Source organism: Flavobacterium aquicola (genome assembly GCF_003385115.1).
GTDB lineage: Bacteria > Bacteroidota > Bacteroidia > Flavobacteriales > Flavobacteriaceae > Flavobacterium > Flavobacterium aquicola.
This window is the reverse complement of the sequence record NZ_QUNI01000014.1, coordinates 14,737-31,234: the sequence shown is the minus strand read 5'-3', so window position 1 is coordinate 31,234 and position 16,498 is coordinate 14,737. Positions and strand designations below refer to the sequence as shown.

Genomic DNA, 16,498 nt, shown 5'->3' with positions numbered 1-16,498 from the left:
TAAAATTATGCTTCAGTTGCTTCGTTATTTTCTTCTGCAGCAGGAGCTTCTTCAGCTTCAGCAACAACTTCTTCTTCAACAGCAGGAGTTGCAGCAGCAATAGCATCAGCTTCAGCTTGAGCAGCATCAGCTAAACGTTTTGCATTTACAGCTTGTTCCGCTTTCAAAGCTTTAGCTTTAACATCAGCTTGTGCTTTAGTTAAACCTTCTTTTTTAGCATCAACTTTACCAGCTTTAGCCTCTAACCAAGCAGCTAATTTTGCATCAGCTTGTTCTTGAGTTAAAGCACCTTTACGAATACCTCCATCAAGGTGGTGTTTCAATAAAGCTCCTTTGTAAGAAAGAATCGCTTTTGCTGTATCAGTTGGCTGTGCACCATTGTGCAACCATTTTACTGCGCTATCCAAGTTTAATTCGATAGTTGCAGGGTTTGTGTTTGGATTGTAAGTACCAATTTTTTCTAGGTATTTACCATCTCTTTTTGAGCGAGCATCAGCTGCTACAACCCAGTAAAACGGTTTTTGTTTTTTACCGTGTCTTTGTAATCTAATTTTTACTGACATAATCGTATGATTAAATTTTGAGGTACTCGACCTCGATTAATTAAGGGTGCAAAGATACATCTTTTATTGAAACAATCTAAAAGTTTATTATTTTAATGAGTAATAGTTTATTAGCTCCATCTGACATCAATTTGCATAAGAAAATATCCTTATGTATGCATAATCAATTATATTTGTAATTCAAAATTAAAATATATGAATAGAATTTTTTCGGTTATAGTACTCTTATTAGTTATGACATCTTGTGAAGATGAAGTGAAGTTTAATAATCCCGCTGTTCAAGGATTAAAAGAGAATGTGCTTTGGAAAGCCACTTTATTCACAGCAGTTCAGGCTCCTGATGGTTCTTTAGTGATAGAGGCTTTTCAAAAAAACGATATTTTAACTTTAAAAACTCAAAGTACAGCAGTTAAAACATATCTGTTAGGAGATGATGATGTAAATAGGGCCACTTTAGCAGAAAAAGAAGGGGATATTGTTACTGATTTTTCTACTGGCGAAAATATTGGTGATGGTCAAATTGTGATTACAGAATTGGACGCAGTAAATCATACCATCACAGGAGAATTTATGTTTAATGCTAAAAATGAATCAGAGGATCCTTTGGCCAAACCTAATGTAAATTTTAAAAAAGGTATTTTTTATAAAGTGCCTATTACAATTGAAAAATAGTTCTTCAAAAACATTTTAGCTGATGTTTTTCTCGATTGTAATGTTAAATAAATAGAGATATAAAAATCTAAAACTTAGTTTATAAGGTTACTTCATTATGTTTAGGAGATTGTGTTTCTGGTAATTCTGAAATTAATAAACAACATGAAGGGGAGATTTGAGATTATTTGAACAACACAACAAAATAAAGCGTTTTCTTAAAATATCTGATAAATAAGCTAATTTATAGTGGATTAGAAAAAAAATACAGTACATTTGTTTCAATTATTATAAATAAGTACATATGAATATTTTTGTTGGAAGCCTTCCATTCAGTATTGAGGAAGCAGATTTAAGAGAGTCTTTCGAGGCATACGGAGCAGTTGATTCAGTTAAAATCATTACTGATAAATTTACAGGAAGAAGTAAAGGTTTTGGTTTTGTTGAAATGCCAAATGATGCGGAAGCTCAAAAAGCAATTGACGAGTTGAACGGAGCTACTGTTCAAGGACGTGCAATTGTTGTAAATAAATCTGAGCCAAAACCAGAAGGCGAAAGAAGAAGTTTTAACAACAACCGTGGCGGTGATTCTCGCGGAGGTTACGGAAACAACCGTGGTGGAGATAACCGTGGCGGTGGAGACAGAGGAAGATATTAATATTTTTTTCAATCATATAAAAAAAGGTGTCAATGTAAATTGACACCTTTTTTGTTATAATTCATTTTGGATTGATACGATAGAGACGTTACATTGCAACGTCTCTACGCAAATTATATTTTTACAAATTAGCAACTAACCAGTCACCAACTTCGCTTGTAGAATAAGCTTTTGCACCTTTTCCAGCTAAATCTTCAGTAACAATTCCCTGCTCTAATGATTTGTTTACAACAGCTCTGATAGCTTCTGCTTCGTCTTTTAATCCAAAAGCATCTTCAAACATCATAGCAGCAGATAAAACAGTTGCCAATGGATTTGCAATATTCAATCCAGTTGCTTGTGGGTAAGAACCGTGAATTGGCTCATAAAGTGAAGTATGTTCTCCAACAGATGCAGACGGCATTAATCCCATAGAACCTGAAATTACAGAAGCTTCATCTGTTAAGATATCTCCAAATAAATTTTCAGTAATCAATACATCATAAGAGTTTGGCCATTGAACCAAACGCATAGCAACAGCATCAACGAATTCGTAAGAAACAGTAACTTCTGGATAATCTTTTTCCATTGCCTGTACTGTTTCTCTCCACAAACGTGAAGTTTCCAAAACGTTTGCTTTGTCTACACAACACAATTTTTTAGAACGTGTCATAGCTAATTCAAAACCTTTTTTAGCTAAACGCTGTACTTCGGCTCTAGTGTATACACAGTTGTCAAATGCAGTTTCTCCACCATCTTTTCTTCCTTTTTCACCAAAGTAGATTCCTCCAGTTAATTCTCTTAAGAAAACCAAATCAGTTCCTTCGATTCTTTCTCTTTTCAATGGAGAATTGTCAATCAGAGAAGGGAAAGTAAAAGTTGGACGCACATTTGCAAACAAACCTAATTTTTTACGCATTAACAATAAACCTTGTTCAGGTCTAACTGGCGCGCTTGGATCGTTATCATATTTTGGGTGTCCGATAGCTCCAAAAAGAACAGCATCGGCAGCCATACAAACCTCATGAGTTTCGTCTGGGTAAGGCACTCCAACTGCATCAATTGCACAAGCTCCAGTAAGCGCAGGAGTCCAAGTGATTTCATGGTTGAATTTTTTAGCAATAGCATCAGATACTTTAACTGCTTCGTTAACTACTTCTGGTCCGATTCCGTCTCCGGCTAAAAGGGCAATGTTGAATTTCATTGATTTTTATTTTTAAGTTTATGAGTTTCTAAGAATCTAAGTTTCTAAGATTTCGACTTAGACTCTTTTTAAATTATTTTTATGTTTCCGAGTTTTTAAGATTCATTGTTGTTAAAAAAAACTTAGTGACTTAGCAACTTAGAATCGTAGTAACTTTTTTTAATGAATTACATTCAGCATTTTTTGTGTTGCAATGATTGCAGCGACTGTCTGGTCTGAATCCAATCCTCTTGTCTTGAATTTCTTTTCGTTGTCTGTCCAAGTGATAATCGTTTCGCACAAAGCGTCCGAGCTGCTTCCTGGAGGTATGCGAACTACATAATCGATCAGTTTTGGCAGAGTCATTTTTCTGCCTTTATATATTTTCGAAAGAGCATTCATAAAAGCATCAAACTGACCATCACCTTGTGCACTTTCTTCAAAAACTTCACCGTCAATTTTTAGGCAGAGTGTTGTTGAAGGGCGCAATCCTTTGGCATGAGATAATAAATAGGATTCCACTACAATTTTTTCTTCATACGTTTGGCTGTCCAAAACATCAGAAATGATATATGGTAAATCTTCTTTCGTAACCGTTTCTTTTTTGTCACCCAATTCGATTATTCTTTGGGTAACTAGCTTTAAATCTTCAGGGTTTAGTTTCAATCCTAATTCCTGCAGATTTTTTTCAATATTCGCTTTGCCAGATGTTTTACCTAAAGCATATTTACGTTTTCTTCCAAAACGCTCTGGAAGCAGATCATTAAAATACAAATTGTTTTTGTTATCACCATCCGCATGAATTCCAGCAGTTTGTGTAAAAACGTTATCACCAACGATTGGTTTGTTGGCAGGAATTCTGTAACCTGTAAAAGTCTCAACAAGTTTACTTACCGAATATAAAGAAGATTCCTTGATATTAATTTTTACCTGAGGCATAAAATCATTAATCACGGCAACTGTACTTTCGAGAGGGGCATTTCCAGCGCGTTCTCCCATTCCGTTTACCGTAACGTGTAATCCGTTAATACCTGCTCTTACGGCCTCCATCACATTGGCAACGCTCAAATCGTAATCGTTGTGTGCATGGAAATCAAAGTGTATAGTTGGGTATTTTGCTGTTATTTTTGATATAAATTCAAAGGTATCCGATGGAATCAAAACTCCTAATGTATCGGGTAACAATATTCTTTTAATAGGTTGAGTAGCTAAAAAATCCAAGTATTGAAAAACATATTCAGGAGAATTACGCATACCATTACTCCAATCTTCAAGATATACATTGGTAGCGATTCCGTTTTCATTTGCCAAAGCAATAGATTGTGCAATTTCGGCAAAATGTTGTTCTGGTGTTTTTTTTAGTTGATGCGTCAAATGGTTTAATGAACCTTTAGTCAATAAATTTTGAACTTTAGCACCCGCTTTTTTCATCCATTCGATAGAAACGCCTCCATCTACAAAAGCCAATACTTCAATACGGTCAGTATAGCCTTTTTCCGAGGCCCATGACATAATCCCTTTTACTCCTTGAAATTCACCTTCACTCACACGAGCCGATGCAATTTCAATACGGTCAATATGTAATTCTTCAAGCAATAATTGCGCAATGGTTAATTTTTCTGCAGCCGAAAAGGATACTCCCGAGGTCTGTTCACCATCTCGAAGCGTCGTATCCATTATTTCAATTTTTCTTTTTTCCATTATTGCTATTCTATAAAACCTTAATAAAAATGGTATTGTGTATTTTGTTATGTTGTTTTTTGCCTTCAGCAAATTTTATACTCTTCCTCTTACTTCGTTTAATTTCATTGTCATAGAAACCGCTTTTGTTTCCACCCAATGGTCGTATTCTTCTATAGCTTTCAATCGTAAATCATTGTCTAAATAACCTTCTTCAACCATTTGAGATGAACCGGCAACTTTAGACCAAATGCCTATTTTCGATTTATAACCTTCTCTTTCTTTAGAATAAAATTCATCCGAATTGATTTTTTCAATCGAGTGAAAACCTGCTTCTTCTAATAAATTCGGCAAATCTTCTGCAATTCTGTTATTCATTCCGGCATCCTGTCTCCATTTTAAGAATACATTGTAAAATTCCTGCATGCTTTCTGGAGGCGACGGATTCCAGTCTAAATTAGTGTGGTCATAATCCAAAATCGAAATTTGACCGTTTGGTTTTAGCAGTGATTTCATTTTCACCAAAGCTTCTTTTGGGTTACTCAGCCATTGCAACGTTCTTGCCGAAACGATTAAATCAAATTTTTCTTCCGGATTAAAATCAAATAAATCAACATGAATCAATTCTAAGTTCGTTGCGTTTTTATATGATTCTTTTCCGCTTGTAATGAAATTTTCTGTATTGTCAATTCCAACTACTTTACCATTTTCTCCAACAATCTTTGCAATGTCTTTTGAAATAGATCCGGTTCCACAACCCACATCCAGAACTTTCATTCTAGGTTTTAATATGGATATTAGATTCTTGTAATCATTTGTCAAACTTCTGTTGTCGAATATTTTATTGGCTGTTTCGTCTCTTTGAATGTGTTTGTTTGCTTTCATTTATTTGCCTTAAAAATGTTTTTTATTTTCCAAAACCGTTTCATAATGCTCTACAATCGGAAACGGATTATAATAATGATGAAGCAGTTTTTTCCACTCCAAATACACTTCAGATTCTCTAAAACCTACAGTATGATCTTCTAATTTCTCCCAATCGACTAGAAGCAGGTATTTATTTTCTTCCTCTAAACATTTTCTCAAACTATGACCTGCATAACCTGGAATCGATTGAATGAACTGGCCTGCAATGGCAAAATCTCTTTCAAAATTTTGCTCTTCTCCTTTTATCACCTGCAAAATAGCCATTTCTAAAACCATTTCTAATTTTTCGTGTTGTATAAATTAATTAATTTTATAAAGTTTTTAAATTTTGCTATTTAATTTGTTGTAATAAAAATAGATGTTGCCATTGTGTTATAGTTTGGATCTGAATTAATTGAAATTACTTTTCCGTTTTTCCAAAATTTGGGTAAAGTATTGGAATCAGAATTTTCATATCCAACAATATAAGTATCAGCTCCTATTACGCTTATGCCTATTGCTGATGAGTATTTGGTTCCATCTGTTAAATTTGTGGTAACACCATTTTTCCAAAGTTTTGCGACGTATTCATTTCCAATATATTCATTTCCTGTAATATATACATCAGAACCAATTACTTCGATAGACCTTGCAAAAGCTGAATTAATCCCATTTGTAAAATTTAGTGCTACTCCATTTTTCCACACTTTAGCTATAGATTGATGATTATAATATTCATGACCAGCAACATAAACGTCATTGCCAGTAACTACAATTGCATGTGCTTGGGCATGATTAGTTCCGTCTGTTAGACTTGTAGAAATTCCATTTTTCCAAAGTTTTGCAATATAGTTATTACCATTTGTTTCATATCCGACGACATATACATCAGAACCAACAACTGTAATGTCAAAAGCATTTGCATCAAAATTACCATTTGTTAGACTTGTGGCAATTCCATTTTTCCAATATTTAGCAACTCCCATTGACCCCTTATACTCAAGTCCAGCTATATAAACATCATTGTTTACAACTGTAATTGCATTTGCTAATGCATGATTAGCTCCGGTTGTTAAATTTGTAGAAATTCCATTTTTCCAAAACTTTGCAATGTTGTTTCCGGATCCTGCAAGGTATTCATTACCAACTACATATACATCTTCTCCTGCCGCAGTTACGTCAATAGCCTCACAATCAGTGTATCCATTTGATAGGTTTGTCGCTATTCCATTTTTCCAAAGTTTAGCAATACTATGAGAGCCATTATATTCCCTTCCACAAATGTAAATATCTTTTAAATTTGAAGAAATAGGCATATCAGCTTCATCTTTGGAGCAAGACGTTAAAAAAGAGGTTAATGAAATAAAAACTAAGATAAAGGACTTTTTCATGTTTTTTTATAAAATAAACGTATTATGTGTAAATGATGTTTGCTACTCCAAACATTCTTTCAAACCATGACCTTCATAATCTCGAATGGATTGGATAAACTGGCTGGCAATTGCAAAATCTCTTTCAAAATTTTGTTCTTCTCCTTTTATTATCTACAGAACAGCCATTTCTAAAACCATCCGTATTTTATTTATAAACCCGACAGATTTTATAAACCTGTCGGGTGTTATTAAATTAACCTTTAATTTTAATTGAAATACAGGATGCTTTTTAGTAAGGAAGTTTGTCTGCAAAAGCTACAATATCTTCTTTAATATTCTGCAAGTAATCAATATCATCAAATCCGTTGATCATATTGTTCTTTTTGTATCCGTTGATATCAAAAGATTCTTTTTCACCCGTACTTAATAAAGTAATAGTCTGCGCTGGCAAATTGATTTCCAATTCTGTTTTTGGATCAGCTTCGATTGCTTTGAAAATAGTTTCAGCAAATTCAGGGCTGATTTGTACTGGTAAAACACCAATATTCAAACAGTTTCCTTTGAAGATATCTGCAAAGAAAGAAGAAACCACAGCGCGGAATCCGTAATCGTAAACTGCCCAAGCAGCGTGCTCACGAGAGGAACCTGAACCAAAGTTTTTTCCTCCAACAAGGATTTTTCCAGAGTAAGTTGCATCGTTTAAAACGAAATCTGTTTTTGGAGTATCGTCTCCGTTGTATCTCCAGTCTCTGAAAAGATTGTCTCCAAAACCTTCACGTTTTGTAGCTTTCAGGAAACGAGCTGGGATGATTTGATCTGTATCTACGTTTTCTATCGGTAGTGGCACTGCACTACTGGTAAGTATATTAAATTTATCGTATGCCATTGTGATTTTAGATTTTTGAGTAACGATTTTAGATTTTAGATTTTCTTGGTAGAGAGTTAAAAATCGTAGATGTTACTAATTTTGTAAAATTTTAAAATATTAAGTTTTTAAATGATTTTTTAGAGTAACGAAATCAATCTGAAATCAAAAATCGTTAATCCTCAATTAAAAATCTTTTAAAAAAGCTCCCTCGGATCTGTCAATTTTCCAGTAACTGCTGCTGCTGCTGCCATAATTGGAGAAGCTAATAAAGTTCTTGAACCTGGACCTTGACGACCTTCAAAGTTTCTGTTTGAAGTACTCACTGCATATTTTCCAGCAGGAACTTTATCATCGTTCATTGCCAAACAAGCAGAACATCCTGGCTGACGAAGTACAAAACCTGCATCAGTTAAAATATCCAAAATACCTTCTTCTTTAATCTGAGCTTCAACTACGTGTGAACCCGGAACTAACCAAGCTGTAACGTTATCCGCTTTTTTACGGCCTTTTACAATTTCTGCGAAAGCTCTAAAATCTTCAATACGTCCGTTTGTACAGCTTCCCAAGAAAACATAATCGATTGTTTTTCCAATCATCACATCATCTTCTTGAAAGCCCATATAAGCTAACGATTTTTTATACGTTTCCTCACCACCTTCAACTTGGTTAGCGTTCGGAATATGTTTAGTGATACCTATTCCCATTCCAGGGTTTGTACCATAAGTAATCATTGGTTCGATATCTTCCGCTTTGATGTTTAATTCAGCATCAAAAACAGCATCAGCATCGGTTTTTAAAGTTTTCCAGTATTCAACTGCTTTAGTCCAAGCTTCACCTTTTGGAGCGTATAATCTTCCTTCAAGGAAATCAAAAGTAGTCTGGTCAGGAGCAATCATACCTCCACGAGCACCCATTTCAATACTTAGGTTACATACAGTCATACGACCTTCCATAGTCATTTCTTCGAATACATTTCCTGCATATTCAGCAAAATATCCTGTACCTCCAGAAGTAGTTAATTGAGCAATAATATAAAGAGCAACGTCTTTTGGCCCAACACCTTTACTTAATTTACCATTTACGTTGATACGCATTTTCTTTGGCTTAGGCTGCATAATACATTGAGTAGAAAGTACCATTTCAACCTCAGAAGTTCCAATACCAAAAGCAATCGCTCCAAAAGCACCGTGAGTAGAAGTATGTGAATCTCCACAAACAATAGTAGCACCTGGCAAAGTAATTCCGTTTTCAGGGCCTACTACGTGTACAATTCCATTTTTTTGGTGACCTAATCCCCAGTGAGAAATTCCGTATTCAGCTGAGTTATCTTCTAAAGCCTGTAACTGATTTGCAGATAAAGCATCAGCAACCGGTAAATGCTGGTTTATAGTTGGTGTGTTGTGATCGGCAGTGGCAAAAGTACGTTCTGGGTATAAAACCTTTACGTTTCTAGATTTTAATCCTAAAAAAGCAACTGGGCTCGTAACTTCGTGAATGAAATGGCGGTCAATAAAAAACACATCTGGTCCATCTTCAATTTTACGCACTACATGTGAATCCCATACTTTGTCAAATAATGTCTTACTCATTTTGTTTTTTTTTAATTGTAATTGGTATAACCACAGAAACTTGGTGTAATTATAATAGAAGTTCAAAAGTAAAAAAAAGTTATATTGTCGTCAATTGTGATATTTCGTTTTATACGATACCCAAACAATTCTGTCTTTTGGATAGTAAACTGTTACGTCTTTGTTTTAGAAAGAGCACTGTTTCCAAATGTCAAAACTTTTTTTAAACCAGAACTGCTTTTACTCCGTTTGCTGTTGTTTTTAATAATTGGCAAATTTATCGCTATTGTGCTATAAAATAACAGTTTTTGGTTTAAAAAATGTAACATTTTAAAATAAAATAGTAACAAAAAGGCAGGTTCAGATTTAGAATTTCGTTTCTTTTTTGAAATATAATTTTGTTTTTTTTAAAGAAAATGATGTTCTCCAAGTGCAATTTTTTTTCAAAAAATACTACGACATCCAAAAACTGGATATTTTGATATGTGCTGAAAATTTAAGTGTAAAAAAGAAGTAATTATTCTAAATTAAAAAAGGGTAAGAATCTTTTTTGAAAAAAATCTTACCCTTAAAAATTAGAAGGAGGCAGTTAATTTTGCTTTTTATAATTTAAATTAGAATCAACGGCGCCAAAAAAAGTTCTAACAGTCGTGTATTCTTTATATGTGGAATTATATGCTGAAGCAAAATAAATTAAATTCCCTTTCTTGACAAATCCAGGCGTCATAAAACCTTTAGATGCAATAGCTTTTTGTAAGTTGCCACTGTTATCGTATTTTTCAAGCTGTTTAAAAGTAGAAATGATAAATCCGTCTTCAACGGCTATCAGTGCATTAATATTTATATTGTGATTGGAAATTTTAACTGTTTTTATCATTTCTCCTGAAGGCGAGACTACTATTAAATTATCATGACTATATAATGCAAAATTGCCATTACTTAATTTTCGTATTGTAAAAGAACCATTTATATCATTCCATTTTTTTGGCTTTTCGGATAAAGAAACTTCGAATGTTTTTTGGTTAGTTAATACAAGATTTTCATCAAAAAAAGCAATCATAGGTTTATAGTTAGAAAAATCAGAAGCATTTAAGTCAGAAGAAATGTCAAATTTCCCTCCAAATGCAATATAGCCATTACCATTTTTAATTAAATCCCCAATAAATCCATTTTCGATAGCAGAATATTGATTTATACTATTGAACTCACCTGAAGCATTCCTGATTTCAATTGAAGGAATGTTATTTGCTGCTCCATAAAAATAGTATTGATCGTTGTTTGGCATCGAGCCATAAACTACTTTCGAACCGTACATCTGTTCAGTAAAAGTATAACCGTTTTCATCAACATTTACTTCGTTATAACCCCATAAATTAACGTCTGAGGTTTGAGCTATATTTATAATTTTTTTTCCATTATTTAAAAATGTTGTGCTTGCGTGCCCTGAATAGTATTCTTTTTCGAAATATTGATAATACGAAAGGGTAGGGTTCTTTTCGGCATATGTAATATGCATAAAATAATATTTAGTCTCAGCAGGGTTAGTAGTAACACTCTGAGAGACTGTGATAAATATTTCATCATCTTTAAGACCAATCTCAAGTGGTATTGTTTCTTCGTCAACCGATCTTAGCGTATCTTGAAAAAAAGAGTCGTCCATAGTAACAGTTACTTTGGTTGAGATGCTTTCGGTAACCCCATCACTGTTTTTTATAGTTAATTTGATGATGTATTCTCCTGGGTTAGAATAATAAAAGGTAGGTTCTTTTTCAGTGGAGGATGTTCCGTTCCCAAAATCATATAAATATGAAACTATTTCTGAATTAGATGTTGAGGTGTTAGTGATTTTAATGTCTTCACCAACATTATATTGAGTCGTGTTTAATGTAAAATTAGCAACCATTTTTTGTTCTTCTTCAGAGTCATTTGTGCAGGCAATCAAAAGAGCTAAAAAACAATAATGCTAATGATGAGTATTTTTTCATAATATTAAAGAGATAAGAATAACTTGTTCGATAAAAAACAAATATATGTTTTTTTACACAAAAAATACTACAATAATTTTTATAAACAAGTTGTTTGTAATTTCTTTATATCGTAGTGTAAAAAAAGCCTAATTTTGAAATTCATTTTTTGTAATTTTAGAAAATTACAATCACTTCATTTGCAAATATGTACTTAATATTCGATACCGAAACTACTGGATTACCTAAGCGTTGGGATGCGCCCATTACCGATTCTGATAACTGGCCTCGCTGTATTCAAATCGCATGGCAGTTGCATGACGAGATGGGAACGCTTATCGAACATCAAGATTATTTGGTAAAACCTGAGGGTTTTAATATTCCGTATGATGCAGAACGTATTCACGGTATTTCTACAGAATTGGCGCAAGCTGAAGGAATTTCTTTGGCCGAAGTTTTAGAGAAATTCAATATTGCGCTGAGCAAATCCAAATTTATCGTAGGTCAGAATTTAGGTTTCGACGTGAATATTATGGGAGCCGAATTGCACCGAATGGGAGTGGATTCCCCTATGAGTTCGATGCCGGTTTTGGACACCTGTACCGAAGTTACAGCTTCGTTATTGAAATTACCTGGAGGTCGTGGAGGAAAATTCAAACTGCCAACATTAACAGAATTACACGAATATTTATTCAGCGTTCCTTTTGCGGAAGCGCACAACGCAACTGCCGACGTTGAAGCAACCACGCGTTGTTTCTTGGAGTTAATCCGTCGTGAAGTTTTTACCAAGGAAGAGTTAGATGTTCCAAAGGATTATTTCGAAGCCTTTCAAAATAAAAACCCGAGGGAAATTCCATTAATTGGGTTAAAACACATCAATCTAAAAAAGGCTTCGGATGCTGTTAGAGAGCAACTGAAAGCATTAGTTTCGGATGATAAACAAACCGTAGTTTCCGATTCGGACAAGCAGGGATTAAAAGAAGCAAAGTTTGCGCATTTACACAATCATACACAATTTTCGGTTTTGCAATCGACTATCGGAATTGGAAATTTAGTTTCGGCTACCGCCAAAAATGGTTTTCCTGCCGTTTCGATGACCGACACCGGAAATATGATGGGTGCTTTCCATTTTGTGAGTGCAGTGATGAACCACAACAAAGGAGCTTCTGCTAAAAATAAATCTTTGGTTGATGCTGGTGAAGAACCAACCGAAACCGAAATCAAACCGATTGTAGGCTGTGAATTCAATATTTGTGATAATCATTTGGATAAATCCAAAAAGGACAATGGTTACCAAGTAGTTTTATTGGCAAAAAATAAAAATGGATATCATAATTTAGCCAAAATGGCTTCGATAGCCTACGTGAATGGTTTTTATTATGTTCCCAGAATCGATAAAATAATAGTCGAAAAATACAAAGAAGACATCATGGTTTTGTCCGGAAATTTATACGGAGAGATTCCGAGTAAAATTCTGAACATCGGTGAAAATCAAGCCGAAGAAGCTTTGATTTGGTGGAAAGAGCAATTCGGAGATGATTTTTATCTCGAAGTAATGCGTCACAATCAGGAAGACGAAAACCGTGTCAATAAAACTTTAATTGAATTTTCGCAAAAGCACAATGTCAAACTAATTGCGACCAATAATACTTTCTATTTAAATAAAGAAGATGCCAATGCACACGATATTTTATTGTGTGTAAAAGACGGCGAAAAACAAGCCACACCAATTGGCCGTGGTCGAGGGTACCGTTACGGACTGCCAAATCAGGAGTACTATTACAAGTCGGAAGAGGAGATGAAAAAACTCTTTGCCGATTTGCCTGAAGCGATTATAAACATTCAGGAAATTGTAGATAAGGTCGAAATTTACTCGCTCTATCGTGATGTATTGCTTCCAAAATATGATATTCCCGAAGAATTTATTGATCCCGAAGATGAAAAGGACAATGGTGTTCGCGGTGAAAATGCCTATTTGAGGGAATTGACGATGGTAGGTGCCAGAAAAAGATACGGAGAAATTACAGAATCGATTCAGGAACGTCTGGATTTTGAGTTGTTGACGATTTCAAATTCTGGATATCCAGGTTACTTTTTGATTGTTCAGGATTTCATCGCCGAAGCCCGAAAAATGGATGTTTCGGTAGGGCCTGGACGTGGATCGGCTGCGGGTTCAGCAGTGGCGTATTGTTTGGGCATTACCAATATTGACCCCATTATGTACGATCTGCTTTTTGAGCGTTTCTTGAATCCGGATCGTGTGTCCATGCCCGATATTGATATCGATTTTGATGACGAGGGTCGTGGTCGTGTAATGGATTATGTAATCAATAAATACGGAGCCAACCAGGTGGCGCAGATTATCACTTATGGTAAAATGGCAACGAAATCGGCTATTCGTGATACAGCACGTGTACTGGATCTGCCGTTGTTTGAAGCGGATAGAATAGCCAAGTTGATTCCTGCTATGATGCCAGGTAAATGGAATCTGGCGCGTTTCCTTTCGGAATCAGAAGATGAGGTTAAAAAAGCACTAAAAGGAGCTGATGAATTTGAACTTGTAAAAGAATTAATTTCCATTGCCAATGAAGATGATTTGGCTGGAGAAACTATTCAACAGGCAAAAATTCTGGAAGGTTCGATGCGAAATACAGGTATTCATGCCTGCGGGGTGATTATCACGCCTTCGGATATCACCAATTATGTACCTGTTACCACCGCCAAAGATTCCGATTTATATGTAACGCAGTTTGATAACTCGGTTGCCGAAAGTGCAGGACTGCTAAAAATGGATTTCTTGGGTCTGAAGACCCTTACTTTGATAAAGGACACTGTTAAGTTAGTCAAATACCGCAGTAACATTGACCTCGACCCAGATACTTTTCCAATTGATGATATAAAAACGTATGAGCTGTTCCAAAGAGGTGAAACTGTTGGAATTTTCCAATACGAGTCACCCGGAATGCAGAAATACATGAAGGAATTGAAACCCACTGTTTTCGGAGATTTAATTGCGATGAATGCTTTGTATCGTCCAGGACCTTTGGAATATATTCCTTCTTTTGTTCGCAGAAAAAATGGCGAGGAAGAAATCAAATACGATCTTGATGCCTGTGAAGAATATTTAGGAGAAACCTATGGAATTACCGTTTACCAAGAGCAGGTAATGCTTTTGTCCCAGTCGCTGGCAGGATTTACAAAAGGTGAAGCCGACGTTTTGCGTAAAGCGATGGGTAAAAAACAAAAGGACGTTCTAGATAAAATGAAACCAAAATTTGTCGAGCAGGCTTCGGCAAAAGGGCATGATGCCAAAGTTCTGGAGAAAATCTGGAAAGACTGGGAAGCCTTTGCGAGTTACGCCTTTAATAAATCGCACTCTACCTGTTATGCTTGGATTGCGTACCAAACAGCTTATCTAAAAGCGCATTATCCTGCTGAATATATGGCAGCGGTACTTTCGAATAACATGAACGATATCAAGCAAGTGTCGTTTTTCATGGAAGAATGTAAGCGTATGGGGCTTCAGGTTTTAGGACCTTGTGTGAACGAGTCGTATTATAAATTTACAGTAAATGATGATTATGCGGTTCGTTTCGGGATGGGAGCGATTAAAGGAGTAGGTTCTGGAGCGGTTGCGACAATTGTCGAAAGCAGAAAAGACGGAGAATACAAGTCGATTTTTGATTTGGCAAAACGTATTGATTTGCGTGCTGCCAATAAAAAAGCGATTGAAAATCTAGCCTTGGCAGGAGGTTTCGATTGTTTTACAGACACACACAGAGCACAATATTTCCACGATGATGGTGACGGAATTACTTTTTACGAAAAAGCCATTCGTTATGGTTCTAAATATCAGGAAAACGAAAATTCCTCGCAAGTGAGTTTGTTTGGAGAAAGCAGTGATGTACAGATAGCCGAACCTGTCGTGCCTCCGTGCGAAGATTGGAGCACGATGGAAAAGCTAGCCAAAGAAAAAGATGTAGTAGGGATTTATATTTCTGGACATCCGTTGGATGATTACAAATTCGAAATGAAATATTTCTGCAATGCCAAGCTCGAAGCTTTGAAAAATATGGAACAATATGTAGGTAAGAACCTGACTTTTGGCGGCATTATTACCAATGTCCAGCACCGTGTCGCGAAGAACGGAAAAGGCTGGGGAACTTTCGTTTTGGAAGGTTATGATGAAAGTTACGAGTTCAAAATTTTTGGAGAAGATTATTTGAAATTCAGGCATTTCTTTATTCAAAATAATTTCACCTTCATGAAAGTTTTAATCAAGGAAGGCTGGGTAAATCAGGAAACTGGTAAAAAAACAGAACCTAGAATGCAGTTTGTTCTAGTGCAATATCTACAGGATGTGTTGAGCACTTTTGCCAAAAAGCTCATTCTTCTTTTGAATATAAGAGACATTGAAGCTGAATTTATTCATAAACTAAATCGTCTTTTTCAAGAGTATAAAGGAGATAATATGGTTTCTTTTGAAATTATGGAACTCGAAAAAATAAAACGGATTGTCGAAACAACTCCCGAATTTGAAGCAGACGAAGAAGCATTCGTGGATGAAAATGAAGAAGCTGTTGAAGTAGCAGAAGTGAAGCAAGTCACCGAAGTAGAAGAAATAAAAGTAGTCACCAAAGTGGCTATGCCAAGCCGAAAACTGAAAATTCAGATTTCGAATGAGCTGTTATTCGAATTGGAGAAAATGCAGATTAATTTCAAGCTGAATTAATTTTTAGTAACTGAAATTTTAAGAATTTCAAGAAAGCTTTCTCATTCTAACACTATGTTTTTAAATAGTAATGCACAAAAAACAATGGTGAGAGGAATATACCTTTATCGTAGTTTTCGATTTTGATGATGCAGTTACTACAAAATATAAAATAGAAGGAATTCCAACTAAAATTTTAATTGATAAAAATGGAAACGTAATCGCATTTGGCTCTTCAGAGCAGGATTTAACGCGTCTTATTGATGAGCAATTAACTTTGTAGTTTTTAGCAGTTAAAAGTTTTTAGCTATTACGGGATAACTCATTGATTTCAATTAAATAATTTGCTGTTGTTTGAATTGAAATCAATGAGTTATTTTTGCATAAAAAGATT

At 35.1% G+C, this 16,498-nt stretch carries 12 protein-coding genes; 3 read left to right on the top strand and 9 right to left on the bottom strand.

What is annotated here, in order from left to right; all coding sequences use genetic code 11:
* Positions 1–5: 5 nt before the first annotated feature.
* Positions 6–563, bottom strand: coding sequence for a 30S ribosomal protein S16 (locus C8P67_RS18535; RefSeq protein WP_115814678.1), 558 nt, complete (start codon positions 561–563; stop codon positions 6–8).
* Positions 564–758: 195 nt separating this feature from the next.
* On the opposite strand from C8P67_RS18535, the gene C8P67_RS18530 reads away from it, so the two are divergent.
* Complete coding sequence (locus C8P67_RS18530) at positions 759–1,235, top strand: DUF6252 family protein (protein ID WP_147298258.1); 477 nt, start codon at positions 759–761, stop codon at positions 1,233–1,235.
* Positions 1,236–1,518: 283 nt separating this feature from the next.
* Positions 1,519–1,872 carry an RNA recognition motif domain-containing protein gene (locus C8P67_RS18525; protein ID WP_115814676.1) on the top strand — a complete coding sequence of 118 codons (354 nt, stop codon included), beginning with the start codon at positions 1,519–1,521 and terminating at the stop codon, positions 1,870–1,872.
* Between the two features lie 121 nt (positions 1,873–1,993).
* Here the strand turns inward: C8P67_RS18525 and leuB are convergent, their stop codons facing one another.
* The 8 genes from leuB to C8P67_RS18485 form a co-directional block, all read right to left on the bottom strand.
* Positions 1,994–3,055: a 3-isopropylmalate dehydrogenase gene (gene leuB, locus C8P67_RS18520; RefSeq protein ID WP_115814675.1), complete on the bottom strand. Its 1,062-nt coding sequence runs from the start codon at positions 3,053–3,055 to the stop codon at positions 1,994–1,996.
* 159 nt (positions 3,056–3,214) lie between these two features.
* A complete protein-coding gene (locus C8P67_RS18515) occupies positions 3,215–4,735 on the bottom strand; it encodes an alpha-isopropylmalate synthase regulatory domain-containing protein (RefSeq protein ID WP_115814674.1) in 1,521 nt (506 codons plus the stop codon).
* Positions 4,736–4,810: 75 nt separating this feature from the next.
* Positions 4,811–5,599 (bottom strand): methyltransferase domain-containing protein, encoded by a 789-nt coding sequence (locus tag C8P67_RS18510; protein WP_115814673.1) that lies wholly within the window; start codon positions 5,597–5,599, stop codon positions 4,811–4,813.
* A gap of 9 nt (positions 5,600–5,608) precedes the next feature.
* A complete protein-coding gene (locus tag C8P67_RS18505; RefSeq protein ID WP_115814672.1) occupies positions 5,609–5,917 on the bottom strand; it encodes an antibiotic biosynthesis monooxygenase family protein in 309 nt (102 codons plus the stop codon).
* A gap of 59 nt (positions 5,918–5,976) precedes the next feature.
* Positions 5,977–7,011 (bottom strand): hypothetical protein, encoded by a 1,035-nt coding sequence (locus C8P67_RS18500; protein WP_115814671.1) that lies wholly within the window; start codon positions 7,009–7,011, stop codon positions 5,977–5,979.
* A gap of 271 nt (positions 7,012–7,282) precedes the next feature.
* On the bottom strand, positions 7,283–7,879 hold the full coding sequence (gene leuD, locus C8P67_RS18495) for a 3-isopropylmalate dehydratase small subunit (protein ID WP_115814670.1): 597 nt from the start codon (positions 7,877–7,879) through the stop codon (positions 7,283–7,285).
* Between the two features lie 176 nt (positions 7,880–8,055).
* On the bottom strand, positions 8,056–9,450 hold the full coding sequence (gene leuC / locus C8P67_RS18490; RefSeq protein WP_115814669.1) for a 3-isopropylmalate dehydratase large subunit: 1,395 nt from the start codon (positions 9,448–9,450) through the stop codon (positions 8,056–8,058).
* A gap of 568 nt (positions 9,451–10,018) precedes the next feature.
* Entirely contained in the window at positions 10,019–11,332 is a 1,314-nt protein-coding gene (locus C8P67_RS18485; RefSeq protein WP_147298257.1) for a PKD domain-containing protein, read from the bottom strand.
* A 269-nt stretch (positions 11,333–11,601) separates the two neighbouring features.
* Between C8P67_RS18485 and dnaE the strand changes: the two genes are divergently transcribed.
* Positions 11,602–16,125 (top strand): DNA polymerase III subunit alpha, encoded by a 4,524-nt coding sequence (gene dnaE, locus C8P67_RS18480; RefSeq protein ID WP_115814667.1) that lies wholly within the window; start codon positions 11,602–11,604, stop codon positions 16,123–16,125.
* The last annotated feature ends 373 nt before the right edge of the window (positions 16,126–16,498 follow it).

Bases quoted from the DNA above. Each gene is read 5' to 3' on its own strand.
- C8P67_RS18535 (WP_115814678.1), bottom strand. From the start codon at position 563: ATGTCAGTAAAAATTAGATTACAAAGACACGGTAAAAAACAAAAACCG.
- C8P67_RS18530 (WP_147298258.1), top strand. From the start codon at position 759: ATGAATAGAATTTTTTCGGTTATAGTACTCTTATTAGTTATGACATCT.
- C8P67_RS18525 (WP_115814676.1), top strand. From the start codon at position 1,519: ATGAATATTTTTGTTGGAAGCCTTCCATTCAGTATTGAGGAAGCAGAT.
- leuB (WP_115814675.1), bottom strand. From the start codon at position 3,055: ATGAAATTCAACATTGCCCTTTTAGCCGGAGACGGAATCGGACCAGAA.
- C8P67_RS18515 (WP_115814674.1), bottom strand. From the start codon at position 4,735: ATGGAAAAAAGAAAAATTGAAATAATGGATACGACGCTTCGAGATGGT.
- C8P67_RS18510 (WP_115814673.1), bottom strand. From the start codon at position 5,599: ATGAAAGCAAACAAACACATTCAAAGAGACGAAACAGCCAATAAAATA.
- C8P67_RS18505 (WP_115814672.1), bottom strand. From the start codon at position 5,917: ATGGTTTTAGAAATGGCTATTTTGCAGGTGATAAAAGGAGAAGAGCAA.
- C8P67_RS18500 (WP_115814671.1), bottom strand. From the start codon at position 7,011: ATGAAAAAGTCCTTTATCTTAGTTTTTATTTCATTAACCTCTTTTTTA.
- leuD (WP_115814670.1), bottom strand. From the start codon at position 7,879: ATGGCATACGATAAATTTAATATACTTACCAGTAGTGCAGTGCCACTA.
- leuC (WP_115814669.1), bottom strand. From the start codon at position 9,450: ATGAGTAAGACATTATTTGACAAAGTATGGGATTCACATGTAGTGCGT.
- C8P67_RS18485 (WP_147298257.1), bottom strand. From the start codon at position 11,332: ATGGTTGCTAATTTTACATTAAACACGACTCAATATAATGTTGGTGAA.
- dnaE (WP_115814667.1), top strand. From the start codon at position 11,602: ATGTACTTAATATTCGATACCGAAACTACTGGATTACCTAAGCGTTGG.